General features: G+C 49.6%; 24 protein-coding genes. 19 read left to right on the forward strand and 5 right to left on the reverse strand.

The window, feature by feature from the left end; translation table 11 throughout:
- Positions 1-105: 105 nt before the first annotated feature.
- Positions 106-429 carry a YecR-like lipofamily protein gene (locus ACJHX7_RS03195; protein ID WP_001237875.1) on the reverse strand — a complete coding sequence of 108 codons (324 nt, stop codon included), beginning with the start codon at positions 427-429 and terminating at the stop codon, positions 106-108.
- Between the two features lie 262 nt (positions 430-691).
- Between ACJHX7_RS03195 and azuC the strand changes: the two genes are divergently transcribed.
- Both azuC and yecJ read left to right on the forward strand, forming a co-directional pair.
- Positions 692-778, forward strand: coding sequence for a stress response protein AzuC (azuC, locus tag ACJHX7_RS03200; protein WP_010723106.1), 87 nt, complete (start codon positions 692-694; stop codon positions 776-778).
- 114 nt (positions 779-892) lie between these two features.
- Entirely contained in the window at positions 893-1,144 is a 252-nt protein-coding gene (yecJ, locus tag ACJHX7_RS03205) for a DUF2766 family protein YecJ (RefSeq protein WP_000082120.1), read from the forward strand.
- 78 nt (positions 1,145-1,222) lie between these two features.
- On the opposite strand, the gene ACJHX7_RS03210 is transcribed toward yecJ, so the two are convergent.
- A complete protein-coding gene (locus tag ACJHX7_RS03210; RefSeq protein ID WP_000179469.1) occupies positions 1,223-1,726 on the reverse strand; it encodes a non-heme ferritin-like protein in 504 nt (167 codons plus the stop codon).
- 795 nt (positions 1,727-2,521) lie between these two features.
- Here ACJHX7_RS03210 and araF point away from each other — a divergent pair.
- The 5 genes from araF to otsA all read left to right on the forward strand — a co-directional run bounded on the left by araF (position 2,522) and on the right by otsA (position 8,462).
- Positions 2,522-3,511, forward strand: a complete 990-nt coding sequence (gene araF, locus ACJHX7_RS03215; protein ID WP_000548675.1) for an arabinose ABC transporter substrate-binding protein AraF — start codon at positions 2,522-2,524, stop codon at positions 3,509-3,511.
- A 69-nt stretch (positions 3,512-3,580) separates the two neighbouring features.
- Positions 3,581-5,095, forward strand: coding sequence for an arabinose ABC transporter ATP-binding protein AraG (gene araG / locus ACJHX7_RS03220; protein ID WP_001187819.1), 1,515 nt, complete (start codon positions 3,581-3,583; stop codon positions 5,093-5,095).
- Between the two features lie 14 nt (positions 5,096-5,109).
- Entirely contained in the window at positions 5,110-6,096 is a 987-nt protein-coding gene (araH, locus tag ACJHX7_RS03225; RefSeq protein ID WP_001306740.1) for an arabinose ABC transporter permease AraH, read from the forward strand.
- Positions 6,097-6,262: 166 nt separating this feature from the next.
- On the forward strand, positions 6,263-7,063 hold the full coding sequence (gene otsB, locus ACJHX7_RS03230) for a trehalose-phosphatase (RefSeq protein WP_075861804.1): 801 nt from the start codon (positions 6,263-6,265) through the stop codon (positions 7,061-7,063).
- Complete coding sequence (gene otsA, locus ACJHX7_RS03235) at positions 7,038-8,462, forward strand: alpha,alpha-trehalose-phosphate synthase (protein ID WP_001361494.1); 1,425 nt, start codon at positions 7,038-7,040, stop codon at positions 8,460-8,462. Before otsB ends, otsA begins: the two co-directional genes overlap by 26 nt.
- Positions 8,463-8,468: 6 nt before the next feature.
- Here the strand turns inward: otsA and uspC are convergent, their stop codons facing one another.
- Positions 8,469-8,897: a universal stress protein UspC gene (gene uspC, locus ACJHX7_RS03240; protein ID WP_000122421.1), complete on the reverse strand. Its 429-nt coding sequence runs from the start codon at positions 8,895-8,897 to the stop codon at positions 8,469-8,471.
- Between the two features lie 779 nt (positions 8,898-9,676).
- Here uspC and flhD point away from each other — a divergent pair.
- The 12 genes from flhD (at position 9,677) to cheZ (ending at position 21,481) form a co-directional block, all read left to right on the forward strand.
- Complete coding sequence (flhD, locus tag ACJHX7_RS03245; RefSeq protein ID WP_001295647.1) at positions 9,677-10,027, forward strand: flagellar transcriptional regulator FlhD; 351 nt, start codon at positions 9,677-9,679, stop codon at positions 10,025-10,027.
- Positions 10,028-10,029: 2 nt separating this feature from the next.
- On the forward strand, positions 10,030-10,608 hold the full coding sequence (gene flhC, locus ACJHX7_RS03250; RefSeq protein ID WP_001291591.1) for a flagellar transcriptional regulator FlhC: 579 nt from the start codon (positions 10,030-10,032) through the stop codon (positions 10,606-10,608).
- A 126-nt stretch (positions 10,609-10,734) separates the two neighbouring features.
- Positions 10,735-11,622 (forward strand): flagellar motor stator protein MotA, encoded by an 888-nt coding sequence (gene motA / locus ACJHX7_RS03255; RefSeq protein WP_094029610.1) that lies wholly within the window; start codon positions 10,735-10,737, stop codon positions 11,620-11,622.
- Positions 11,619-12,545, forward strand: coding sequence for a flagellar motor protein MotB (gene motB / locus ACJHX7_RS03260; RefSeq protein WP_000795636.1), 927 nt, complete (start codon positions 11,619-11,621; stop codon positions 12,543-12,545). The genes motA and motB overlap by 4 nt, the downstream gene beginning before the upstream one ends.
- Before the next feature lie 4 nt (positions 12,546-12,549).
- Entirely contained in the window at positions 12,550-14,514 is a 1,965-nt protein-coding gene (gene cheA, locus ACJHX7_RS03265) for a chemotaxis protein CheA (RefSeq protein WP_094029611.1), read from the forward strand.
- A gap of 20 nt (positions 14,515-14,534) precedes the next feature.
- Positions 14,535-15,038, forward strand: a complete 504-nt coding sequence (gene cheW / locus ACJHX7_RS03270) for a chemotaxis protein CheW (protein WP_001430520.1) — start codon at positions 14,535-14,537, stop codon at positions 15,036-15,038.
- Between the two features lie 144 nt (positions 15,039-15,182).
- A complete protein-coding gene (gene tar, locus ACJHX7_RS03275) occupies positions 15,183-16,844 on the forward strand; it encodes a methyl-accepting chemotaxis protein II (RefSeq protein ID WP_410231526.1) in 1,662 nt (553 codons plus the stop codon).
- 45 nt (positions 16,845-16,889) lie between these two features.
- Positions 16,890-18,491 (forward strand): methyl-accepting chemotaxis protein IV, encoded by a 1,602-nt coding sequence (tap, locus tag ACJHX7_RS03280; RefSeq protein ID WP_022645817.1) that lies wholly within the window; start codon positions 16,890-16,892, stop codon positions 18,489-18,491.
- A gap of 18 nt (positions 18,492-18,509) precedes the next feature.
- The gene (cheR, locus tag ACJHX7_RS03285; protein WP_094029613.1) at positions 18,510-19,370 is read left to right on the forward strand and encodes a protein-glutamate O-methyltransferase CheR; all 861 of its coding nucleotides are present in this window, start codon (positions 18,510-18,512) and stop codon (positions 19,368-19,370) included.
- Between the two features lie 2 nt (positions 19,371-19,372).
- The gene (gene cheB, locus ACJHX7_RS03290) at positions 19,373-20,422 is read left to right on the forward strand and encodes a protein-glutamate methylesterase/protein glutamine deamidase (protein ID WP_000036371.1); all 1,050 of its coding nucleotides are present in this window, start codon (positions 19,373-19,375) and stop codon (positions 20,420-20,422) included.
- A 14-nt stretch (positions 20,423-20,436) separates the two neighbouring features.
- Entirely contained in the window at positions 20,437-20,826 is a 390-nt protein-coding gene (cheY, locus tag ACJHX7_RS03295; RefSeq protein WP_000763867.1) for a chemotaxis response regulator CheY, read from the forward strand.
- Positions 20,827-20,836: 10 nt separating this feature from the next.
- On the forward strand, positions 20,837-21,481 hold the full coding sequence (cheZ, locus tag ACJHX7_RS03300) for a protein phosphatase CheZ (RefSeq protein WP_094029614.1): 645 nt from the start codon (positions 20,837-20,839) through the stop codon (positions 21,479-21,481).
- Between the two features lie 87 nt (positions 21,482-21,568).
- Here the strand turns inward: cheZ and ACJHX7_RS03305 are convergent, their stop codons facing one another.
- Positions 21,569-22,321 (reverse strand): hypothetical protein, encoded by a 753-nt coding sequence (locus ACJHX7_RS03305; protein ID WP_001103661.1) that lies wholly within the window; start codon positions 22,319-22,321, stop codon positions 21,569-21,571.
- A complete protein-coding gene (dgt, locus tag ACJHX7_RS03310; RefSeq protein ID WP_022645816.1) occupies positions 22,290-23,798 on the reverse strand; it encodes a dGTP triphosphohydrolase in 1,509 nt (502 codons plus the stop codon). The genes ACJHX7_RS03305 and dgt overlap by 32 nt, the downstream gene beginning before the upstream one ends.
- Positions 23,799-23,961: the final 163 nt, after the last annotated feature.

A 23,961-nucleotide genomic window follows, 5' to 3' on the forward strand; every position in this document is an offset into this window, starting at 1 on the left:
CAAAAGGTAAAATATAAACTTCATTTATTAAAAATACGAATGGGAATAAAACGCATTACCGCTATTTATTTAATCAGCGAAGATCCCCCTCGCTGATTAAAACATTTAGAGAAAGACAGGGAAGGCGGAATGATGGCACTGATATGACAAAGTGAATTCCGTATTCAAACATAAGGAACCCGCAAAAAGGCTACAGTTGCCTACTGGCTGACCAAAGGGGATCGCGTGGGTATAGCCTTCCTGCTGGCATGCGCGATCGGCGATCCCGCGACTGACATAACGATCGGTACGGGCATGCTGCAAAAAAGCCTGATCATAAACCAACCGTACAATACCTGTTGCCGCGTCAACTTCGCTCACATGGGCCTGGCGAGTAACCGTACACCCCGCCAGCGTTATTAATGAAAGAGTCAGAATCAGAAGTCTCATGGTCCAGCCAGAAGAGTAAGAGAAAGCACTATTTTACGTGTTACAGCGCTGCGACAATGGCCGAAAAAGACGCCTGGCAGGCGCTATTTCTTGCCATCTGTAGGTGTCAGAAATGGGGGGGCTGCTTTTTGATTATCATTTTTATAACATTAAAGGGGTATTTATGTGATTTACATCACATAAAGATTGATTTTTGTGATGATTGTCATATTATAAGTGCAAAGACAATAACACCTGCATAACAAATAGTCGGAGTGCCGCGATGAAACTGCGCAAGATCCTGAAAAGTATGTTCAATAACTATTGCAAGACGTTCAAAGACGTACCGCCAGGCAATATGTTCCGATAACAAAAAACCTGCTCCGGCAGGTTTTTTTGTGTCCTGGTGACGGTGGATGTGACTATCGCTGAAGATGTGAAGCCGCTACTATAACGGCTTTCAAAATGCTATCAGGAGTTTACGATGTCCCAGCCGCTGAATGCCGATCAGGAACTGGTTTCTGATGTGGTTGCTTGCCAGTTGGTTATCAAACAAATTCTCGACGTTCTGGATGTAATCGCGCCCGTTGAAGTTCGCGAAAAAATGTCCAGCCAGCTGAAGAATATCGACTTTACTCACCATCCCGCCGCCGCAGACCCGGTCACCATGCGGGCAATCCAAAAAGCCATCGCGCTGATTGAACTCAAGTTTACCCCACAGGGCGAATCCCATTAAAAAACCGCTGCTTCAAAAAGATGAGGCAGCGGTTTCTCAAAAACTTCATCGGCGCAATTGCATTAGCGCCGATGACGATCAATGCAGCTGATGCGACACGACATTCAGAACATGTTGGTCAGTCTGCACAGGGCACATACCAGCAAGTTTCGCACTGCGCACTTCATCAAGAATGGTTTGCAGCAACAGGCCATCATGCTGCTGTTCTTTTTCCAGATCGCGCAGGAAATTGACGGTTGAATCATCATTCAGTTCTTTAGCTTCATCGGCTAACTGTGCCAGCGTGCTTGAACGTTGCTCGTATTCTTCCATCGTTTTTTGGAAAAGTTCTTCCAGTGAGTTCAGTTTTTCACCGGGAACATCAATGGCTTTAACGATGGGAGTAGCGCCGACACTCTTCATAAAGTTAAACATGCGCATCATTTGGGTCACGTTACTCTGTGCCTGGGCGCGAAGGAAAGTGGCGGTGCCGTTCAGACTCTGTTCAGAACACCAGTTACTCAGGTGAAGGTAGAGATTGGATGCGTAAAACTCGCGGTTCATTTGAGAGTTGAGTTTGAGAAGCATTCCAGCGGTTGCCATACCTAATATCCTTATATCCAGAAGTGGAGAGGTGCAAGATAAATCAAAACACCATAATTACTGTTTGCAGAATAATTCCTTTCTGCCGGTCCGAAATGTGATCGTGGAGTCAATTCTGACGATGATCTGAAATAAGAATAACGTCTGAATGGGTATAAGAAAATGCTTAAATCATCAAGTTTATATATTTTTACATTTCATTGATGAAATCAATGTAACTGCAATGAATTTTAATGATAGTGATTTTTGTATCTTGTTGATATTAATCGGTGAATTTGAATTCATGATGAAGCAATGATTTTTTAAAACGTTTTTTCATTTTTGCGATATGGCTCTCAGTATACGTGTTCTGTTAATTAATGAACACGGTGATAATTAATTGCGAAATGAATGACGCGCTTTTTCCACATCTTTGAGTTGCGGTTATTACACCATTTCAAAAACTCAACGCCAGGTAATGTGGCCTATTGACTGGTTAAAAAAAAGACATCCCGCTGGGTACCAAAGACAACAAGGATTTCCAGGCTAATCTTATGGATTAATCTGCTGTGCACTAGACAATTTGTCAGACAAATTGGCTTTTCCTTATGTCTTTTCCCGCTAAATTTATGCACGTTCTCACTGTAATTCTGCGATGTGATATTGCTCTCCTATGGAGAATTAATTTCTCGCTAAAACTATGTCAACACGGTCACTTATCTTTTAGTTAAAAGGTAATGCTTTGTTTTCCGATTAATTTAACGAAAGTCATTCGTTTTTGCCCTACACAAAACGACACTAAAGCTGGAGAGAACCATGCACAAATTTACTAAAGCCCTGGCAGCCATTGGTCTGGCAGCTGTTATGTCACAATCCGCTATGGCGGAGAACCTGAAGCTCGGTTTCCTGGTGAAGCAACCGGAAGAGCCGTGGTTCCAGACCGAATGGAAGTTTGCCGATAAAGCTGGGAAGGATTTAGGGTTTGAGGTTATTAAGATTGCCGTGCCGGATGGCGAAAAAACATTGAACGCGATCGATAGCCTGGCCGCCAGTGGCGCAAAAGGTTTCGTTATTTGTACTCCGGACCCGAAACTCGGCTCTGCCATCGTGGCGAAAGCGCGTGGCTACGATATGAAAGTCATTGCCGTGGATGACCAGTTTGTTAACGCCAAAGGTAAGCCAATGGATACCGTTCCTCTGGTGATGATGGCGGCGACTAAAATTGGCGAACGTCAGGGCCAGGAACTGTATAAAGAGATGCAGAAACGTGGCTGGGATGTCAAAGAAAGCGCGGTGATGGCGATTACCGCCAACGAACTGGATACCGCCCGCCGCCGTACAACGGGTTCTATGGACGCACTGAAAGCGGCCGGATTCCCGGAAAAACAAATTTATCAGGTACCTACCAAATCTAACGACATCCCGGGGGCATTTGACGCTGCCAACTCAATGCTGGTTCAACATCCGGAAGTTAAACATTGGCTGATCGTCGGTATGAACGACAGCACCGTGCTGGGCGGCGTACGCGCGACGGAAGGTCAGGGCTTTAAAGCGGCCGATATCATCGGTATCGGTATTAACGGTGTGGATGCGGTGAGCGAACTGTCTAAGGCACAGGCAACCGGCTTCTACGGTTCCCTGCTGCCAAGCCCGGACGTACATGGCTATAAATCCAGCGAAATGCTTTACAACTGGGTAGCAAAAGACGTTGAACCGCCAAAATTTACCGAAGTTACCGACGTGGTACTGATCACGCGTGACAACTTTAAAGAAGAACTGGAGAAAAAAGGTTTAGGCGGTAAGTAATTTGCCGGAAAAATTCCCCTCTGCATGATGCAGAGGGGGTGTGAACGACCAGTGATTCACGGAGACGTTATGCAACAGTCTACCCCGTATCTCTCATTTCGCGGCATCGGTAAAACATTTCCCGGCGTTAAGGCGCTGACGGATATTAGTTTTGATTGCTATGCCGGTCAGGTTCATGCGTTGATGGGTGAAAATGGCGCAGGAAAATCAACTCTCTTAAAAATCCTCAGCGGCAACTATGCGCCAACCACGGGTTCTGTAGTGATTAATGGGCAGGAAATGTCCTTTTCCGACACGACCGCAGCACTTAACGCGGGGGTGGCGATTATTTATCAGGAACTGCATCTCGTGCCGGAAATGACCGTCGCGGAAAACATCTATCTCGGCCAGCTGCCGCATAAAGGCGGCATAGTGAATCGTTCATTGCTGAATTATGAGGCAGGTTTACAACTTAAACATCTTGGTATGGATATTGACCCGGACACGCCGCTGAAATATCTCTCCATTGGTCAGTGGCAGATGGTTGAAATCGCCAAAGCGCTGGCGCGTAACGCCAAAATTATCGCCTTTGATGAGCCAACCAGCTCCCTCTCTGCCCGTGAAATCGACAATCTTTTCCGCGTCATTCGTGAACTGCGAAAAGAGGGGCGGGTGATCTTATACGTTTCTCACCGTATGGAAGAAATATTTGCCCTCAGCGATGCCATCACCGTCTTTAAAGATGGGCGTTATGTCAAAACCTTTACCGATATGCAGCAGGTTGACCACGACGCACTGGTACAGGCGATGGTTGGGCGCGACATTGGCGATATCTACGGCTGGCAACCGCGTAGTTATGGCGAGGAGCGGCTGCGTCTTGATGCTGTGAAAGCACCAGGCGTGCGTACGCCAATAAGTCTGGCGGTTCGCAGTGGTGAAATTGTCGGTCTGTTTGGTCTGGTCGGGGCAGGGCGTAGCGAATTAATGAAAGGCATGTTTGGCGGGACGCAAATCACCGCCGGTCAGGTTTATATCGACCAACAGCCGATCGATATTCGTAAACCGAGCCACGCCATTGCCGCAGGCATGATGCTCTGTCCGGAAGATCGCAAAGCGGAAGGCATTATTCCCGTGCACTCCGTTCGCGACAATATCAACATCAGTGCCAGACGTAAACATGTGCTTGGCGGTTGTGTAATCAACAACGGTTGGGAAGAAAACAATGCCGATCACCACATTCGTTCGCTCAACATCAAAACGCCGGGCGCTGAGCAACTGATCATGAATCTCTCAGGCGGAAATCAGCAAAAAGCCATTCTGGGCCGCTGGTTATCGGAAGAGATGAAGGTCATTTTGCTGGATGAACCTACGCGTGGCATTGATGTTGGTGCTAAGCACGAAATATATAACGTGATTTATGCGCTGGCGGCGCAGGGTGTGGCGGTGCTGTTTGCCTCCAGCGACTTACCTGAAGTCCTCGGCGTTGCCGACCGGATTGTGGTGATGCGGGAAGGCGAAATCGCCGGTGAATTGTTACACGAGCAGGCAGATGAGCGTCAGGCACTGAGCCTTGCGATGCCTAAAGTCAGCCAGGCAGTTGCCTGAGAAAGGAGAGTATGATGTCTTCTGTTTCTACATCGGGATCTGGCGCACCTAAGTCGTCATTCAGCTTCGGGCGTATCTGGGATCAGTACGGCATGCTGGTGGTGTTTGCGGTGCTTTTTATCGCCTGTGCCATTTTTGTCCCAAATTTTGCCACCTTCATTAATATGAAAGGGTTGGGCCTGGCAATTTCCATGTCGGGGATGGTGGCTTGTGGCATGTTGTTCTGCCTTGCTTCCGGTGACTTTGACCTTTCTGTCGCCTCCGTAATTGCCTGTGCGGGTGTCACCACGGCGGTGGTTATTAACCTGACTGAAAGCCTGTGGATTGGCGTGGCAGCGGGTTTGTTGCTGGGCGTTCTCTGTGGCCTGGTCAATGGCTTTGTTATCGCCAAACTCAAAATAAATGCCCTGATCACGACACTGGCAACGATGCAGATTGTTCGAGGTCTGGCGTACATCATTTCAGACGGTAAAGCGGTCGGTATCGAAGATGAAAGCTTCTTTGCCCTTGGTTACGCCAACTGGTTCGGTCTGCCTGCGCCAATCTGGCTTACCGTCGCGTGTCTGATTGTCTTTGGCTTGCTGCTGAATAAAACCACCTTTGGTCGTAATACCCTGGCGATTGGCGGGAACGAAGAGGCTGCGCGTCTGGCGGGTGTACCGGTTGTTCGCACCAAAATTATTATCTTTGTTCTCTCTGGTCTGGTATCAGCGATAGCCGGAATTATTCTGGCTTCACGTATGACCAGTGGGCAGCCAATGACGTCGATTGGTTATGAGCTGATTGTTATCTCCGCCTGCGTTTTAGGTGGCGTTTCTCTGAAAGGCGGCATCGGAAAAATCTCATATGTGGTGGCGGGTATCTTAATTTTAGGCACCGTGGAAAATGCCATGAACCTGCTTAATATTTCTCCTTTCGCCCAGTACGTGGTTCGCGGCTTAATCCTGCTGGCAGCGGTGATTTTCGACCGTTACAAGCAAAAAGCGAAACGCACTGTCTGATGCTTTTTTCCACAACAATTTAGCGTTTTTTCCCACCACAGCCAGCCGCCACAACGGTTGGCTGTTCTTCGTTGCAAATGGCGACCCCCGTCACACTGTCTATACTTACATGTCTGTAAAGCGCGTTCTGCGCAACACAATAAGAAAAGAGAAGGAGGAGAACCGGGTGACAGAACCGTTAACCGAAACCCCTGAACTATCCGCGAAATATGCCTGGTTTTTTGATCTCGATGGAACGCTGGCGGAAATCAAACCGCATCCCGATCAGGTCGTCGTGCCTGACACTATTCTGCAAGGACTTCAGCTACTGGCAACCGCAAGTGATGGTGCATTGGCATTGATATCAGGGCGCTCAATGGTGGAGCTTGATGCACTGGCAAAACCTTATCGCTTCCCATTAGCGGGCGTGCATGGGGCGGAGCGCCGTGACATCAATGGTAAAACGCATATCGTTCATCTGCCGGATGCGATTGCGCGTGATATTAGCGTGCAACTGCACACGGCTATCGCCCAGTTTCCGGGTGCGGAGCTGGAGACGAAAGGGATGGCCTTTGCGCTGCATTATCGCCAGGCTCCGCAGCATGAAGACGCATTAATGACATTAGCGCAACGTATTACTCAGATCTGGCCACAAATGGCGTTACAGCAGGGAAAGTGTGTTGTCGAGATCAAACCGAAAGGTACCAGTAAAGGTGAGGCGATTGCTGCTTTTATGCAGGAAGCTCCCTTTATCGGGCGAACGCCCGTATTTCTGGGCGATGATCTGACCGATGAATCTGGCTTCGCAGTCGTTAACCGGCTGGGCGGAATGTCAGTAAAAATTGGCACAGGTGCAACTCAGGCATCATGGCGACTGGCGGGCGTGCCGGATGTCTGGAGCTGGCTTGAAATGATAACCACCGCATTACAACAAAAAAGAGAAAGTAACAGGAGTGATGACTATGAGTCGTTTAGTCGTAGTATCTAACCGGATTGCACCACCAGACGAGCACGCCGCCAGTGCCGGTGGCCTTGCCGTTGGCATACTGGGGGCACTGAAAGCCGCAGGTGGACTGTGGTTTGGCTGGAGCGGTGAAACAGGGAATGAGGATCAGCCGCTAAAAAAGGTGAAAAAGGGTAACATTACGTGGGCCTCTTTTAACCTCAGCGAACAGGACCTTGACGAATACTACAACAAATTCTCCAATGCCGTTCTCTGGCCCGCTTTTCATTATCGGCTCGATCTGGTGCAATTTCAGCGTCCTGCCTGGGATGGCTATCTACGCGTAAATGCGTTGCTGGCAGATAAATTACTGCCGCTGTTGCAAGACGATGACATTATCTGGATCCACGATTATCACCTGTTGCCCTTTGCGCATGAATTACGCAAACGTGGGGTGAATAATCGCATTGGTTTCTTTTTGCATATTCCTTTCCCGACACCGGAAATCTTCAACGCGCTGCCGACATATGACACCTTGCTTGAACAGCTTTGTGATTATGATTTGCTGGGGTTCCAGACAGAAAACGATCGTCTGGCGTTCCTGGATTGCCTTTCTAACCTGACCCGCGTCACGACGCGTAGCGCAAAAAGCCATACAGCCTGGGGCAAAGCATTTCGAACGGAAGTTTACCCGATTGGCATTGAGCCGAAAGAAATAGCCAAACAGGCTGCCGGGCCACTGCCGCCAAAACTGGCGCAACTTAAAGCGGAATTGAAAAACGTACAAAATATCTTTTCTGTCGAACGGCTGGATTATTCCAAAGGTTTGCCAGAGCGTTTTCTCGCCTATGAAGCGTTGCTGGAAAAATATCCGCAGCATCATGGTAAAATTCGTTATACCCAGATTGCACCAACGTCGCGTGGTGATGTGCAAGCCTATCAGGATATTCGTCATCAGCTCGAAAATGAAGCTGGACGAATTAATGGTAAATACGGGCAATTAGGCTGGACGCCGCTTTATTATTTGAATCAGCATTTTGACCGTAAATTACTGATGAAAATATTCCGTTACTCTGACGTGGGCTTAGTGACGCCACTGCGTGACGGGATGAACCTGGTGGCAAAAGAGTATGTTGCCGCTCAGGACCCAGCCAATCCGGGCGTTCTTGTTCTTTCGCAATTTGCGGGAGCGGCAAACGAGTTAACGTCGGCGTTAATTGTTAACCCCTACGATCGTGACGAAGTTGCAGCTGCGCTGGATCGTGCATTGACTATGTCGCTGGCGGAACGTATTTCCCGTCATGCAGAGATGCTGGACGTTATCGTGAAAAACGATATTAACCACTGGCAGGAGTGCTTCATTAGCGACCTAAAGCAGATAGTTCCGCGAAGCGCGGAAAGCCAGCAGCGCGATAAAGTTGCTACCTTTCCTAAGCTTGCGTAGGAGCGGTTAATCTCCCGTAAGTGGAACTAACAGCACATCGACCTCACTAGAGGCAATCACTCTTTTCGCCGAGCAGGATGCTCGCGAAAAGAAACTGTGATTGTGATTACCGCAAATCACCAAATCGAAATGATGTTTGCGACAAACCTCCAGAATATGTTCGCTTAACTCACCGTAGGCAATAAACGTCTCGTCAACGGGATACCCCGCATCCTGAATTAACTTATCAAGAAAGCTTTGCGTTTCTTCCTGCATCACGCTGCGTAAATCTTCAAGCATCGGCGCGGCTAATTGATTGTACATTTCCGGGTCGGAAGCGAGAGTAATTAAACTGATGTGTCCCTTTACTGGCCTGGCGATAGATACCGCTTTTGCCAGCAGTTGCTGACTTTCCGGTGTAACCGCAACGGCGACAAGAATATTGCTATAGCTCATAACCTGTTCCTTATTCTGTGAACTTCAGGTGACATTAAAGCTTTACTCCTAATGGAGAAACGACGCAATCCCAACTCAGTCAAACAGGTAAATATTAGTCTGGTCATTAGTAAAGACAATTAATCAATCACTCTTGGTTATCATATGATTTCAACTGTAATTATAAGAAAATAATGTACTGATTCTCCATATTAAACAAGTGGTTAATATATGTAAAACATTTTATTAACATTAAGTTGATTGTTGCCTTTCTTTGTATTTAATTAGTTTGTTGTGCGGTAAGTGTCTGTTTAAAAATAGCTTATCGGGTATTGCATGAAAGTGATTATTTATAGCAGATGATTATTTACGGTGAGTTATTTTAACTGTGCGCAACATCCCATTTCGATTATTCCTGTTTCATTTTTGCTTGCTAGCGTTGCGAAAAACTTTTTAACAGATTGAAATACACCCAAAACAAAAGTATGACTTATACATTTATGTTAAGTAATTGAGTGTTTTGTGTGATCTGCATCACACATTATTGAAAATCGCAGCCCCCCTCCGTTGTATGTGCGTGTAGTGACGAGTACAGTTGCGTCGATTTAGGAAAAATCTTAGATAAGTGTAAAGACCCATTTCTATTTGTAAGGACTTATTAAACCAAAAAGGTGGTTCTGCTTATTGCAGCTTATCGCAACTATTCTAATGCTAATTATTTTTTACCGGGGCTTCCCGGCGACATCACGGGGTGCGGTGAGACCGCATAAAAATAAAGTTGGTTATTCTGGGTGGGAATAATGCATACCTCCGAGTTGCTGAAACACATTTATGACATCAACTTGTCATATTTACTACTTGCACAGCGTCTGATTGTTCAGGACAAAGCGTCCGCTATGTTTCGTCTCGGCATAAATGAAGAAATGGCGACAACATTAGCGGCACTGACTCTTCCGCAAATGGTTAAGCTGGCAGAAACCAATCAGCTGGTTTGTCACTTCCGTTTTGACAGCCACCAGACGATTACTCAATTGACGCAAGATTCCCGCGTTGACGATCTCCAGCAAATTCATACCGGCATCATGCTCTCAACACGCTTGCTGAATGATGTTAATCAGCCTGAAGAAGCGCTGCGCAAGAAAAGGGCCTGATCATGAGTGAAAAAAGCATTGTTCAGGAAGCGCGGGATATTCAGCTGGCAATGGAATTGATCACCCTGGGCGCTCGTTTGCAGATGCTGGAAAGCGAAACACAGTTAAGTCGCGGACGCCTGATAAAACTTTATAAAGAACTGCGCGGAAGCCCACCGCCGAAAGGCATGCTGCCATTCTCAACCGACTGGTTTATGACCTGGGAACAAAACGTTCATGCTTCGATGTTCTGTAATGCATGGCAGTTTTTACTGAAAACCGGTTTGTGTAATGGCGTCGATGCAGTGATCAAAGCCTACCGTTTATACCTTGAACAGTGCCCGCAAGCAGAAGACGGACCGCTGCTGGCATTAACCCGTGCCTGGACATTGGTGCGGTTTGTTGAAAGTGGATTACTGCAACTTTCCAGCTGCAACTGCTGCGGCGGCAATTTTATTACCCACGCTCACCAGCCTGTTGGCAGCTTTGCCTGCAGCTTATGTCAGCCGCCATCCCGGGCAGTAAAAAGACGTAAACTTTCCCAGAATCCTGCCGATATTATCCCACAACTGCTGGATGAACAGAGAGTACAGGCTGTTTAACTGATACGGTGTGGCGCAACATTCCAGCAGCGGTAACGACGTACCGCTGCTTTTTTTTGCCCCAATCGCGCGTTAACGCCTGACGACTGAACATCCTGTCATGGTCAACAGTGGAAGGATGATGTCGTGCTTATCTTATTAGGTTACCTGGTTGTTCTCGGTACAGTTTTCGGCGGTTATTTGATGACCGGTGGAAGCCTTGGAGCACTCTATCAACCCGCTGAACTGGTGATTATTGCCGGTGCAGGGATTGGGTCGTTTATCGTCGGCAATAATGGCAAAGCGATTAAAGGCACGCTGAAGGCGCTGCCGTTGCTGTTTCGTCGCTCCAAATACACCAAAGCAATGTATATGGATCTGCTGGCTCTGCTTTATCGGTTGATGGCGAAATCGCGGCAGATGGGGATGTTTTCGCTGGAACGTGATATTGAACATCCCCGTGAGAGCGAGATCTTCGCCAGCTACCCACGCATCCTTGCGGATAGCGTCATGCTTGATTTTATCGTCGATTATCTGCGCCTGATTATCAGCGGTCACATGAACACCTTCGAAATCGAAGCCCTGATGGATGAAGAAATTGAGACGCACGAAAGCGAGGCAGAAGTCCCGGCGAACAGTCTGGCGCTGGTCGGGGACTCACTTCCGGCGTTTGGTATTGTCGCGGCTGTAATGGGGGTCGTTCACGCGTTAGGTTCAGCCGATCGTCCTGCCGCCGAGCTGGGGGCGCTTATCGCACATGCGATGGTGGGGACTTTCCTCGGCATTTTATTGGCTTACGGATTTATTTCCCCATTAGCGAGTGTTTTACGTCAGAAAAGCGCCGAAACCAGCAAAATGATGCAGTGCGTCAAAGTCACACTGCTATCTAATCTGAACGGTTACGCACCGCCTATCGCCGTTGAGTTTGGTCGCAAAACGCTCTATTCCAGCGAACGTCCGTCGTTTATTGAACTGGAAGAGCATGTACGTGCGGTGAAAAATCCGCAACAACAGACGACAACCGAGGAAGCATGAAGAATCAAGCGCATCCGATTATTGTCGTCAAACGACGCAAAGCCAAAAGCCACGGAGCAGCACATGGATCGTGGAAGATTGCTTATGCCGACTTTATGACCGCAATGATGGCCTTTTTTCTGGTGATGTGGCTGATCTCTATCTCCAGTCCAAAAGAGCTGATTCAGATTGCGGAGTACTTCCGGACTCCGCTGGCGACAGCGGTTACGGGCGGCGATCGCATTTCTAATAGTGAAAGCCCAATTCCCGGTGGGGGTGATGATTACACCCAAAGTCAGGGGGAAGTGAATAAGCAGCCGAACATCGAAGAGCTGAAAAAACGCATGGAGCAAAGTCGATTGCGGAAATTGCGGGGTGATCTCGACCAGTTGATTGAATCCGATCCGAAACTGCGGGCGTTACGTCCACATCTCAAAATCGATCTGGTCCAGGAAGGTCTACGTATTCAGATCATCGATAGCCAGAATCGCCCGATGTTCAGAACTGGCAGTGCCGACGTCGAACCCTATATGCGCGACATTCTGCGCGCCATCGCGCCCGTACTGAACGGTATTCCCAACCGAATTAGCCTCTCGGGTCATACCGATGATTTTCCCTACGCCAGCGGTGAGAAAGGTTACAGCAACTGGGAGCTTTCTGCCGATCGTGCCAATGCATCCCGCCGCGAACTGATGGTTGGCGGGTTGAATGGCGGCAAAGTGTTACGTGTCGTCGGCATGGCGGCAACGATGCGCTTAAGCGATCGCGGACCTGATGATGCCGTCAACCGTCGCATCAGCCTGCTGGTACTGAACAAACAAGCCGAACAGGCCATTTTGCATGAAAACGCCGAAAGCCAGAATGAGCCAGTAAGCGCCCTGGAAAAACCTGAGGTTGCACCACAGGTCAGTGTTCCCACAATGCCATCAGCCGAACCGAGGTGACAGCGTGAGCATGGATATAAGCGATTTTTATCAGACATTTTTTGATGAAGCGGACGAACTGTTGGCTGATATGGAGCAGCATCTGCTGGTTTTGCAGCCGGAAGCGCCAGATGCCGAACAATTGAATGCCATCTTTCGGGCTGCCCACTCGATCAAAGGAGGGGCAGGAACCTTTGGCTTCAGCGTTTTGCAGGAAACCACGCATCTGATGGAAAACCTGCTCGACGAAGCCAGACGAGGTGAGATGCAACTCAACACCGACATTATCAATCTGTTTTTGGAAACGAAGGACATCATGCAAGAACAGCTCGACGCTTATAAACAGTCGCAAGAGCCGGATGCCGCCAGCTTCGATTATATCTGCCAGGCCTTGCGTCAACTGGCATTAGAAGCGAAAGGCGAAACGCCATCCGCAGTGACCCGATTAAGTGTGGTTGCCAAAAGTGAACCGCAAGATGAGCAGAGTCGCAGTCAGTCGCCGCGACGAATTATCCTTTCGCGCCTGAAGGCCGGGGAAGTCGACCTGCTGGAAGAAGAGCTGGGGCATCTGACAACGTTAACTGACGTGGTGAAGGGGACGGATTCTCTCTCGGCAATATTAACGGGCGACATCGCCGAAGATGACATCACAGCGGTACTCTGTTTTGTGATTGAAGCCGATCAGATTACCTTTGAAACAGTAGAAGTCTCGCCCAAAATATCCACCCCACCAGTGCTTAAACTGGCAGCCGAACAAGCGCCAACCGGTCGCGTGGAGCGGGAAAAAACGACGCGCAGCAGTGAATCCACCAGCATCCGTGTAGCGGTAGAAAAGGTTGATCAATTAATTAACCTCGTCGGCGAGCTGGTCATCACCCAGTCCATGCTTGCCCAGCGCTCCAGTGAACTGGACCCGGTTAATCATGGTGATTTGATTACCAGCATGGGGCAGTTACAACGTAACGCTCGTGATTTGCAGGAATCAGTGATGTCGATTCGCATGATGCCGATGGAATATGTCTTTAGTCGCTATCCCCGGCTGGTGCGTGATCTGGCGGGAAAACTCGGCAAGCAGGTAGAACTGACGCTGGTGGGCAGTTCTACTGAACTCGACAAGAGCCTGATAGAACGCATTATCGACCCGCTGACCCACCTGGTACGCAATAGCCTCGATCACGGTATTGAACTGCCAGAAAAACGGCTCGCCGCAGGTAAAAACAGCGTCGGAAATTTAATTCTTTCTGCCGAACATCAGGGCGGCAACATTTGCATTGAAGTGACCGACGATGGTGCAGGGCTAAACCGTGAGCGAATTCTGGCAAAAGCGGCCTCGCAAGGTTTGACTGTCAGCGAAAACATGAGCGACGACGAAGTCGCGATGCTGATATTTGCACCAGGCTTCTCCACGGCAGAGCAGGTCACCGACGTCTCCGGGCGCGGCGTCGGCATGGACGTCGTTAAACGTAATATTCAGGAGATGGGCGGTCATGTCGAAATCCAGTCGAAGCAGGGTACTGGCACTACGATCCGCATTTTACTGCCGCTGACGCTGGCCATCCTCGACGGCATGTCCGTTCGCGTTGCGGATGAAGTTTTCATTCTGCCGCTGAATGCTGTCATGGAATCACTGCAACCCCGTGAAGCCGATCTGCATCCACTGGCCGGCGGCGAGCGGGTGCTGGAAGTGCGGGGTGAATATCTGCCCATCGTCGAACTGTGGAAAGTGTTCAACGTCGCGGGCGCGAAAACCGAAGCTACCCAGGGAATTGTGGTGATCTTACAAAGTGGCAGTCGCCGCTACGCCTTGCTGGTGGATCAATTAATTGGTCAACACCAGGTTGTGGTTAAAAACCTTGAAAGTAACTATCGCAAAGTCCCCGGCATTTCTGCTGCGACCATTCTTGGCGACGGCAGCGTGGCACTGATTGTTGATGTCTCCGCCTTGCAGGCGATAAACCGCGAACAACGTATGGCGAACACCGCCGCCTGAATGAGTAAAAAGGTAACAATATGACCGGTATGACGAATGTAACAAAGCTGGCCAGCGAGCCGTCAGGCCAGGAATTTCTGGTATTTACCCTTGGTGATGAAGAGTACGGTATTGATATCCTGAAAGTGCAGGAGATCCGTGGCTACGATCAGGTGACACGGATTGCGAACACGCCAGCGTTTATCAAAGGCGTCACGAATCTGCGCGGCGTTATTGTGCCGATTGTCGACTTACGAATTAAGTTCAGCCAGGGGGATGTGGACTATAACGACAACACGGTAGTTATCGTCCTGAATCTCGGACAGCGGGTGGTCGGCATCGTGGTTGACGGCGTTTCAGACGTGCTTTCATTGACGGCGGAGCAAATTCGTCCGGCACCGGAATTTGCCGTGACGCTTTCAACAGAATATCTCACTGGACTGGGCGCACTGGGCGACCGGATGTTGATTCTGGTGAACATCGAAAAACTGCTGAACAGCGAAGAGATGGCGCTGTTAGATAGCGCGGCGTCAGAAGTGGCGTAATTCTCCTGATTTCCTCAATTGAAATGAACCCGATGATCTGCGCATCGGGTTTTTTATTTCAATTTCGCGGCGGGTGGCATCAGCAATAAAGTTTCCCCCTTCCTTGCCGATAACGAGATCAACTTGTTTTCAGGAAGGTGCCTTATGATTAACCGTATCCGCGTAGTCACGCTGTTGGTAATGGTGCTGGGGGTATTCGCACTGTTACAGCTTATTTCCGGCAGTCTGTTTTTTTCTTCCCTTCACCATAGCCAGAAGAGCTTTGTGGTTTCCAATCAATTACGGGAACAGCAGGGCGAGCTGACGTCAACCTGGGATTTAATGCTGCAAACGCGCATTAACCTGAGTCGTTCAGCGGTGCGGATGATGATGGATTCATCCAATCAGCAAAGTAACGCCAAAGTTGAATTACTCGATAGCGCCAGGAAAACATTGGCCCAGGCCGCGACGCATTATAAAAAATTCAAAAGCATGGCACCGTTACCTGAAATGGTCGCTACCAGTCGTAATATTGATGAAAAATATAAAAACTATCACACAGCGTTAACTGAACTGATTGATTATCTTGATTATGGCAATACTGGAGCTTATTTCGCTCAGCCAACCCAGGGAATGCAAAATGCAATGGGCGAAGCGTTTGCTCAGTACGCCCTCAGCAGTGAAAAACTGTATCGCGATATCGTCACTGACAACGCAGATGATTACCGATTTGCCCAGTGGCAACTGGCGGTTATCGCGCTGGTGGTGGTATTGATTCTGCTGGTGGCGTGGTACGGCATTCGCCGTATGTTGCTTACACCGCTGGCAAAAATTATTGCGCATATTCGCGAAATCGCCGGTGGTAACCTGGCGAATACCCTGACCATGGACGGGCGCAGTGAAATGAGCGACCTGGCGCAGAGCGTTTCACATATGCAACGCTCTTTGACTGACACCGTCACTCATGTGCGTGAAGGTTCCGATGCCATCTATGCCGGTACCCGTGAAATTGCGGCGGGCAACACCGATCTTTCCTCCCGTACTGAACAGCAGGCATCCGCGCTGGAAGAAACTGCCGCCAGCATGGAGCAGCTCACCGCGACAGTGAAGCAAAACGCCGATAACGCCCGCCAGGCCTCGCAACTGGCGCAAAGTGCCTCCGACACCGCCCAGCACGGCGGCAAAGTGGTGGATGGCGTTGTGAAAACGATGCATGAGATCGCCGATAGTTCGAAGAAAATTGCCGACATTATCAGCCTTATCGATGGTATTGCCTTCCAGACTAATATCCTCGCGCTGAATGCCGCTGTTGAAGCCGCGCGAGCGGGTGAACAGGGCCGTGGTTTTGCCGTGGTGGCGGGCGAAGTACGTAATCTTGCCAGTCGCAGCGCCCAGGCGGCAAAAGAGATCAAAGCCCTCATTGAAGACTCCGTCTCGCGCGTTGATACCGGTTCGGTGCTGGTCGAAAGCGCCGGGGAAACAATGAACAATATCGTCAATGCTGTCACCCGCGTGACTGACATTATGGGCGAGATTGCATCAGCATCGGATGAACAGAGCCGTGGCATCGATCAAGTCGCATTGGCGGTTTCGGAAATGGATCGCGTCACGCAACAGAACGCATCGCTGGTGCAGGAATCAGCTGCCGCCGCAGCTGCGCTGGAAGAACAGGCCAGTCGTTTAACGCAAGCGGTTTCCGCGTTTCGTCTGGCAGCCAGCCCACTCACCAATAAACCGCAAACACCATCCCGTCCTGCCAGTGAGCAACCACCGGCACAGCCACGACTGCGAATTGCTGAACAAGATCCAAACTGGGAAACATTTTGACGAGTATTTACTAACGCGGTCATTGCCGCCTGATGGGGAGCGTTGATGTTTAATCGTATTCGAATTTCGACCACGCTGTTTTTAATTTTGATTCTCTGCGGGATCTTGCAGATTGGCAGTAACGGCATGTCTTTTTGGGCATTTCGCGACGATGTGCAACGACTGAATCAGGTCGAGCAGAGCAATCAGCAACGTGCGGCTTTAGCGCAAACTCGGGCGGTAATGTTACAGGCCAGTACCGCGCTGAACAAAGCGGGCACTCTGACGGCGCTTAGCTATCCGGCGGATGACATTAAAACGTTGATGACGACGGCGCGCGCCAGTCTGACGCAATCCACCACGCTGTTTAAAAGTTTTATGGCGATGACTGCGGGCAACGAGCACGTCAGGGCGTTGCAAAAAGAGACGGAGAAAAGTTTTGCCCGCTGGCACAACGATCTCGAACATCAGGCGACCTGGCTTGAAAGTAATCAACTTTCGGATTTCCTCACTGCGCCGGTGCAGGAATCACAGAATGCGTTTGACGTTAACTTTGAGGCCTGGCAGCTGGAGATCAACCATGTGCTGGAAGCTGCCAGTGCGCAAAGCCAGCGTAACTATCAGATTTCGGCGCTGGTGTTTATCAGCATGATTATTGTTGCGGCGATCTACATCAGCAGTGCGCTGTGGTGGACGCGCAAGATGATTGTTCAACCACTGGCCATTATCGGTAGCCATTTTGACAGCATTGCTGCGGGTAATCTGGCGCGTCCGATTGCGGTGTATGGTCGCAATGAGATCACCGCCATTTTTGCCAGTCTGAAGACCATGCAGCAGGCTTTGCGTGGGACGGTAAGTGATGTGCGTAAGGGAAGCCAGGAGATGCACATTGGTATCGCGGAGATTGTCGCAGGCAATAACGATCTCTCAAGTCGTACCGAACAGCAGGCGGCATCGCTGGCACAAACGGCCGCCAGTATGGAGCAATTAACCGCCACGGTAGGGCAAAACGCCGATAACGCGCGCCAGGCGTCGGAACTGGCAAAAAATGCCGCGACAACGGCGCAGGCGGGCGGTGTTCAGGTCAGTACCATGACTCACACCATGCAGGAGATCGCCACCAGTTCGCAAAAAATTGGCGACATTATCAGCGTTATCGACGGCATTGCTTTCCAGACCAATATTCTGGCCCTGAATGCGGCAGTGGAAGCGGCTCGCGCCGGAGAGCAGGGGCGTGGTTTTGCGGTAGTGGCAGGTGAAGTGCGCAATCTTGCCAGCCGAAGCGCCCAGGCGGCAAAAGAGATCAAAGGGCTGATCGAAGAGTCAGTCAATCGTGTCCAGCAGGGTTCGAAACTGGTGAATAACGCCGCCGCGACCATGACTGATATTGTCAGTTCGGTGACCCGCGTGAACGACATTATGGGAGAAATTGCTTCGGCCTCGGAAGAACAACGGCGGGGGATTGAGCAGGTTGCACAGGCTGTCAGCCAGATGGATCAGGTGACACAGCAGAACGCCTCCCTGGTAGAAGAAGCGGCGGTGGCAACGGAACAACTGGCGAATCAGGCCGACCATCTTTCTTCGCGTGTGGCGGTATTTACCCTTGAAGAACATGAAGTAGCACGACATGAGTCGGCGCAGTTACAAATTGCGCCAGTGGTATCCTGAAGTGATTGAGAAGGCGCTATGACTTCATCTCTGCCCTGTGGGCAAACGTCTTTATTGTTACAGATGACCGAGCGCCTGGCGCTTTCCGACGCGCATTTTCGGCGGATAAGTCAATTGATCTATCAACGAGCCGGGATCGTCCTGGCCGACCATAAACGCGACATGGTTTACAACCGACTGGTTCGTCGTTTGCGTTCGCTGGGACTGACGGATTTCGGCCATTACCTGAACTTGCTGGAATCTAATCAGCACAGCGGTGAGTGGCAGGCGTTTATCAATTCGCTGACCACGAATCTGACGGCATTTTTCCGTGAGGCGCATCATTTTCCTCTGCTCTCGGATCACGCACGTCGCCGTTCTGGCGAGTATCGCGTATGGAGCGCGGCGGCTTCGACCGGCGAAGAGCCGTACAGCATTGCGATGACGCTGGCTGACACATTGGGCACCGTGCCCGGACGCTGGAAAGTGTTTGCCAGCGATATCGACACCGAAGTGCTGGAAAAAGCCAGAAGCGGTATTTATCGCCATGAAGAGTTGAAAAACCTGACGCCGCAGCAACTGCAACGGTATTTCATGCGAGGGACGGGACCGCATGAAGGGCTGGTACGCGTGCGTCAGGAGCTGGCGAACTATGTTGATTTTGCCCCGCTGAATTTACTGGCGAAACAGTACACCGTGCCGGGGCCGTTTGATGCGATCTTCTGTCGTAACGTCATGATCTACTTCGATCAAACTACCCAGCAGGAGATTTTGCGCCGCTTTGTTCCGCTCCTTAAACCCGACGGATTGCTGTTTGCGGGTCACTCTGAAAACTTTAGCCACCTTGAGCGCCGCTTCACGCTGCGTGGTCAGACGGTGTATGCGCTAAGTAAGGATTAACGATGAGCAAAATCAGGGTGTTATCTGTCGATGATTCGGCACTGATGCGCCAGATCATGACAGAAATCATCAACAGCCATAGCGACATGGAAATGGTGGCGACCGCCCCTGATCCGCTGGTTGCGCGTGATTTGATTAAGAAATTCAATCCCGATGTATTGACGCTGGATGTTGAAATGCCGCGGATGGACGGACTGGATTTCCTCGAAAAATTAATGCGTTTGCGTCCAATGCCCGTAGTGATGGTTTCTTCCCTGACCGGCAAAGGGTCAGAAGTCACGCTGCGCGCGCTGGAGTTGGGGGCGATAGATTTTGTCACCAAACCGCAACTGGGTATTCGCGAAGGAATGCTGGCGTATAGCGAAATGATTGCTGAAAAGGTGCGTACAGCAGCAAAGGCGAGCCTTGCAGCACATAAGCCATTGTCGGCACCGACAACGCTGAAAGCGGGGCCGCTGTTGAGTTCTGAAAAACTGATTGCGATTGGTGCTTCAACGGGGGGAACTGAGGCAATTCGTCACGTCCTGCAACCGTTACCGCTTTCCAGCCCGGCACTGTTAATTACCCAGCATATGCCGCCCGGTTTCACCCGCTCTTTTGCCGACAGACTTAATAAGCTTTGCCAGATCGGGGTTAAAGAAGCCGAAGACGGAGAGCGCGTCTTGCCGGGACATGCCTATATCGCGCCGGGCGATCGGCATATGGAGCTGGCGCGTAGTGGCGCAAATTACCAAATCAAAATTCACGATGGCCCGGCGGTTAACCGTCATCGGCCTTCGGTAGATGTGTTGTTCCATTCTGTCGCCAAACAGGCGGGGCGTAATGCGGTTGGGGTGATCCTGACCGGTATGGGCAACGACGGCGCGGCAGGAATGTTGGCGATGCGTCAGGCGGGGGCATGGACCCTTGCACAAAACGAAGCAAGTTGCGTGGTGTTCGGCATGCCGCGCGAGGCCATCAATATGGGTGGTGTCTGCGAAGTGGTCGATCTTAGCCAGGTAAGCCAGCAAATGTTGGCAAAAATTAGTGCCGGACAGGCGATACGTATTTAAATCAGGAGTGTGAAATGGCGGATAAAGAACTTAAATTTTTGGTTGTGGATGACTTTTCCACCATGCGACGCATAGTGCGTAACCTGCTGAAAGAGCTGGGATTCAATAATGTTGAGGAAGCGGAAGATGGCGTCGACGCTCTCAATAAGTTGCAGGCAGGCGGTTATGGATTTGTTATCTCCGACTGGAACATGCCCAACATGGATGGCCTGGAATTGCTGAAAACGATTCGTGCGGATGGCGCGATGTCGGCATTGCCAGTGTTAATGGTGACTGCAGAAGCGAAGAAAGAGAACATCATTGCTGCGGCGCAAGCAGGGGCCAGTGGCTATGTGGTGAAGCCATTTACCGCCGCGACGCTGGAGGAAAAACTCAACAAAATCTTTGAGAAACTGGGCATGTGAGGATGCGACTATGATGCAACCATCAATCAAACCTGCTGACGAGCATTCAGCTGGCGATATCATTGCGCGCATCGGCAGCCTGACGCGTATGCTGCGCGACAGTTTGCGGGAGCTGGGGCTGGATCAGGCCATTGCCGAAGCGGCGGAAGCCATCCCCGATGCGCGCGATCGTTTGTACTATGTTGTGCAGATGACCGCCCAGGCTGCGGAGCGGGCGCTGAACAGTGTTGAGGCGTCACAACCGCATCAGGATCAAATGGAGAAATCAGCAAAAGCGTTAACCCAACGTTGGGATGACTGGTTTGCCGATCCGATCGACCTTGCCGACGCCCGAGAACTGGTAACAGATACGCGGCAATTTCTGGTAGATGTCCCCGTGCATACCAGCTTTACTAACGCGCAACTGCTGGAAATCATGATGGCGCAGGATTTTCAGGATCTCACCGGGCAGGTCATTAAGCGGATGATGGATGTCATTCAGGAGATCGAACGTCAGTTGCTGATGGTGCTGTTGGAAAACATCCCGGAACAGGAGTCGCGTCCAAAACGTGAAAACCAGAGTTTGCTTAATGGACCTCAGGTCGATACCAGCAAAGCCGGTGTGGTAGCCAGTCAGGATCAGGTGGACGATTTGTTGGATAGTCTTGGATTTTGATTTGTATTGCCTTAACTTCGGCCTGCGCGATGATGCCAGGCCGATAGCAGGGGGGCGGGTATCGTTCAGGAAGTATGTGGAGGATGGTTATTTGTAATTTGATAATTTTAGATCAGCGAAGCGTGATTGTTGCGCCAGTAAATTTATCAACGCATTAAATTGTGAACGAGAAAATGACGATGACTGGTAGTGCAGTACATCGTAATGATGCCAAACTTCATAACGTTTTTTCGTCAGTTCATGGTGCAAGAAATGACAGAGTTCCGGACCTAAACTCTTTACCTGCTTAGTAAAAATAGTGCGTAAAATTTTCGTTACCGAACCGCTTGGATTGGGGTTAGTATGAAGAACAAGTTCAAGATGTCTGCGATTTAAGTCGGTCAAATAATTATCTTTACTGATAATTTTTTCACTACGTAGATCATAGAGCACGGCATCCCAACTCATCAGCGTAGTGTTTAACAGACTTGATTCATCCTCACAAAATATAAGTTTTTCCCGAAATGCCCATGTCTCATTGAGGTTCCAGATATCAAATTCGAAGTCGTGATAACGAAAACGGATCCCACCGAACTTATTAAAACGCAGTTGTTTGACGGGCAGTTCAGCCAATGTCCGGAAGAGTTCCTCACGGGAGCGACCGATGACGATATCAAGGTCTGAAGAGAATCCCTCGACGCCAAACAAGCCTAAGTCACGCACCATCCCGCCAAAAATCCAGGCCGGACAGGAACAGGCCAGAGTATCAAGTAATACTCTGGCTTTCTTATGCTCATCACTAAGCGTAAAAAAATCGGCGATACGCTGTTCAAGCTGTTGGGTGTTTGAGACCACATTCATACAGTGATTTTAGCTCATCGTGAAGGCGCATTAAATAACTATCCGTCATGCCTGAGATTGCGTCGGTAAGCAACTGCGCTTCTTTATAAAGAATAGGGAGTGTATTGGCGGGATCTTCAAACACACGGCGATAATTTTCAGAGATTGTCCCGTAAGCATAGCGACCAAAGGGAGTATCCGACAGGTATTCTTCACGAGAAACAAAAAGGTTATCTGTAGACGCGGACTCGCGTTCTCCGTCTCGTTCTTTCTTTGTTTTGTGTCCATGGATGCCAATCCAGAGCATATCCATCAAGTTAGTAATGTAATTAGATCCCCTAAGTTCCAGTTGCAAGACTGAACGATGAAGGTAGCCTCGTGTTCGGTCGAACATTTTCAGGGCAGTGCAGAGAGCGTGACCTTTGCTTTGCGAGATTAAATCTTTGAACGGGCAGTCACGCTGCATCAGCGTGGGTAATTGTTCGCGAAAGGCTTCTACTACGGCATTAATCAATGCACTGGTGGCATAAACTCTGAACATTTGCATACTGAGTTCATTAATTTCCGCCGGTGAAAGTGCATTTCTTTGCTCTTTCCAGGCGTCATTTTTGGCCTCTACAGCTTCAATAACATGTTGAATTACATCGTTCGGCTCGGATTGTGACATCAAAAAATCACGCAAATCCTGGTATGAGGCAAATCCTTTCTTGATGGTATCTTCTGCGTCAAGCACAGAGTAGGCAATATCGTCGCAAGCTTCCATTATCCAGGTAAATGGGTGGCGGCAACCGGCATCATTACCTGGTACGCCAAGGCCCGTTTGCTGCCAGACATCCATGACAACCTCATGCTCAGAATAGAAAAAACCGTGCTTTTTCCAATGTTTGTCCGATGAATATGAAGCTCGGGGATATTTGATCAGTGCAGCCAGCGTGGCATAGGTCAGATTCAGACCAAAGTTATCGTTAATAATTTGTAATTTGGTAACCAGGCGCAGGGTTTGTGAGTTTCCATCAAATTGCAGAAAGTCGTTATATATTTCGCTGTTTACTTCTTTATCAAGAAGGCCAGGAAGATTTTTATTAAACCATGCGCGCATCGCTGCTTCACCTTGATGCCCAAATGGTGGATTACCGAGATCGTGTGCCAGTCCGATCGCTGCTAACAGAGCAGGAACGTCGCGTTCAACGACAATCCTCGTGGGTATTTCGCCAAAGATGTGTTCCTTCATCTCGAAAGCGAGTCTCATTCCTATTCCGCGAGAAAAGTTTGCTACTTCGTGAGAATGAGTCAGCCTCGTCCGTATACTGTCATTTTGATCTAACGGGAAAACTTGTGTTTTATCCGCAAGCCGACGAGTTGGCGCAGCAAAAAGTAATCGGTCGTAATCTCGCTCGATCTCTTGTCTTCCGCTAGCAAGGGGATGTAAAAATTCTATGCTGGTTTTTTTTAGATTATCTTTCCGACGGTTGCAGTTAAGCAATTGTTGCCATTCCATTTGATCGCCTTTGTAATAATTTAATTATTAGCAAACTAACAGAGAGGCGGTGGGCGATTCTATAGGCTAAATGGCTAAATATCAGAACTGGAAAATGGTTCGCAAAACGTTCTGCAACTGAACCTATTTTTTGCATAAACGCCCTAAATCCCGCCTGTTTTGC

This window comes from Escherichia sp. WS1451 (genome assembly GCF_046487365.1).
GTDB classification, from domain to species: Bacteria; Pseudomonadota; Gammaproteobacteria; order Enterobacterales; family Enterobacteriaceae; genus Escherichia; species Escherichia coli.

What these genes read in the sequence shown, in the direction of transcription:
- flhC (WP_001291591.1), top strand. Translation starts at nt 10,030, where the DNA reads ATGAGTGAAAAAAGCATTGTTCAGGAAGCGCGGGATATTCAGCTGGCA.
- motB (WP_000795636.1), top strand. Translation starts at nt 11,619, where the DNA reads ATGAAGAATCAAGCGCATCCGATTATTGTCGTCAAACGACGCAAAGCC.
- uspC (WP_000122421.1), bottom strand. Translation starts at nt 8,897, where the DNA reads ATGAGCTATAGCAATATTCTTGTCGCCGTTGCGGTTACACCGGAAAGT.
- araF (WP_000548675.1), top strand. Translation starts at nt 2,522, where the DNA reads ATGCACAAATTTACTAAAGCCCTGGCAGCCATTGGTCTGGCAGCTGTT.
- dgt (WP_022645816.1), bottom strand. Translation starts at nt 23,798, where the DNA reads ATGGAATGGCAACAATTGCTTAACTGCAACCGTCGGAAAGATAATCTA.
- azuC (WP_010723106.1), top strand. Translation starts at nt 692, where the DNA reads ATGAAACTGCGCAAGATCCTGAAAAGTATGTTCAATAACTATTGCAAG.
- ACJHX7_RS03195 (WP_001237875.1), bottom strand. Translation starts at nt 429, where the DNA reads ATGAGACTTCTGATTCTGACTCTTTCATTAATAACGCTGGCGGGGTGT.
- ACJHX7_RS03305 (WP_001103661.1), bottom strand. Translation starts at nt 22,321, where the DNA reads ATGAATGTGGTCTCAAACACCCAACAGCTTGAACAGCGTATCGCCGAT.
- ACJHX7_RS03210 (WP_000179469.1), bottom strand. Translation starts at nt 1,726, where the DNA reads ATGGCAACCGCTGGAATGCTTCTCAAACTCAACTCTCAAATGAACCGC.
- cheW (WP_001430520.1), top strand. Translation starts at nt 14,535, where the DNA reads ATGACCGGTATGACGAATGTAACAAAGCTGGCCAGCGAGCCGTCAGGC.
- araH (WP_001306740.1), top strand. Translation starts at nt 5,110, where the DNA reads ATGTCTTCTGTTTCTACATCGGGATCTGGCGCACCTAAGTCGTCATTC.
- cheB (WP_000036371.1), top strand. Translation starts at nt 19,373, where the DNA reads ATGAGCAAAATCAGGGTGTTATCTGTCGATGATTCGGCACTGATGCGC.
- tar (WP_410231526.1), top strand. Translation starts at nt 15,183, where the DNA reads ATGATTAACCGTATCCGCGTAGTCACGCTGTTGGTAATGGTGCTGGGG.
- cheY (WP_000763867.1), top strand. Translation starts at nt 20,437, where the DNA reads ATGGCGGATAAAGAACTTAAATTTTTGGTTGTGGATGACTTTTCCACC.
- yecJ (WP_000082120.1), top strand. Translation starts at nt 893, where the DNA reads ATGTCCCAGCCGCTGAATGCCGATCAGGAACTGGTTTCTGATGTGGTT.
- flhD (WP_001295647.1), top strand. Translation starts at nt 9,677, where the DNA reads ATGCATACCTCCGAGTTGCTGAAACACATTTATGACATCAACTTGTCA.
- otsA (WP_001361494.1), top strand. Translation starts at nt 7,038, where the DNA reads ATGAGTCGTTTAGTCGTAGTATCTAACCGGATTGCACCACCAGACGAG.
- cheR (WP_094029613.1), top strand. Translation starts at nt 18,510, where the DNA reads ATGACTTCATCTCTGCCCTGTGGGCAAACGTCTTTATTGTTACAGATG.
- cheZ (WP_094029614.1), top strand. Translation starts at nt 20,837, where the DNA reads ATGATGCAACCATCAATCAAACCTGCTGACGAGCATTCAGCTGGCGAT.
- tap (WP_022645817.1), top strand. Translation starts at nt 16,890, where the DNA reads ATGTTTAATCGTATTCGAATTTCGACCACGCTGTTTTTAATTTTGATT.
- araG (WP_001187819.1), top strand. Translation starts at nt 3,581, where the DNA reads ATGCAACAGTCTACCCCGTATCTCTCATTTCGCGGCATCGGTAAAACA.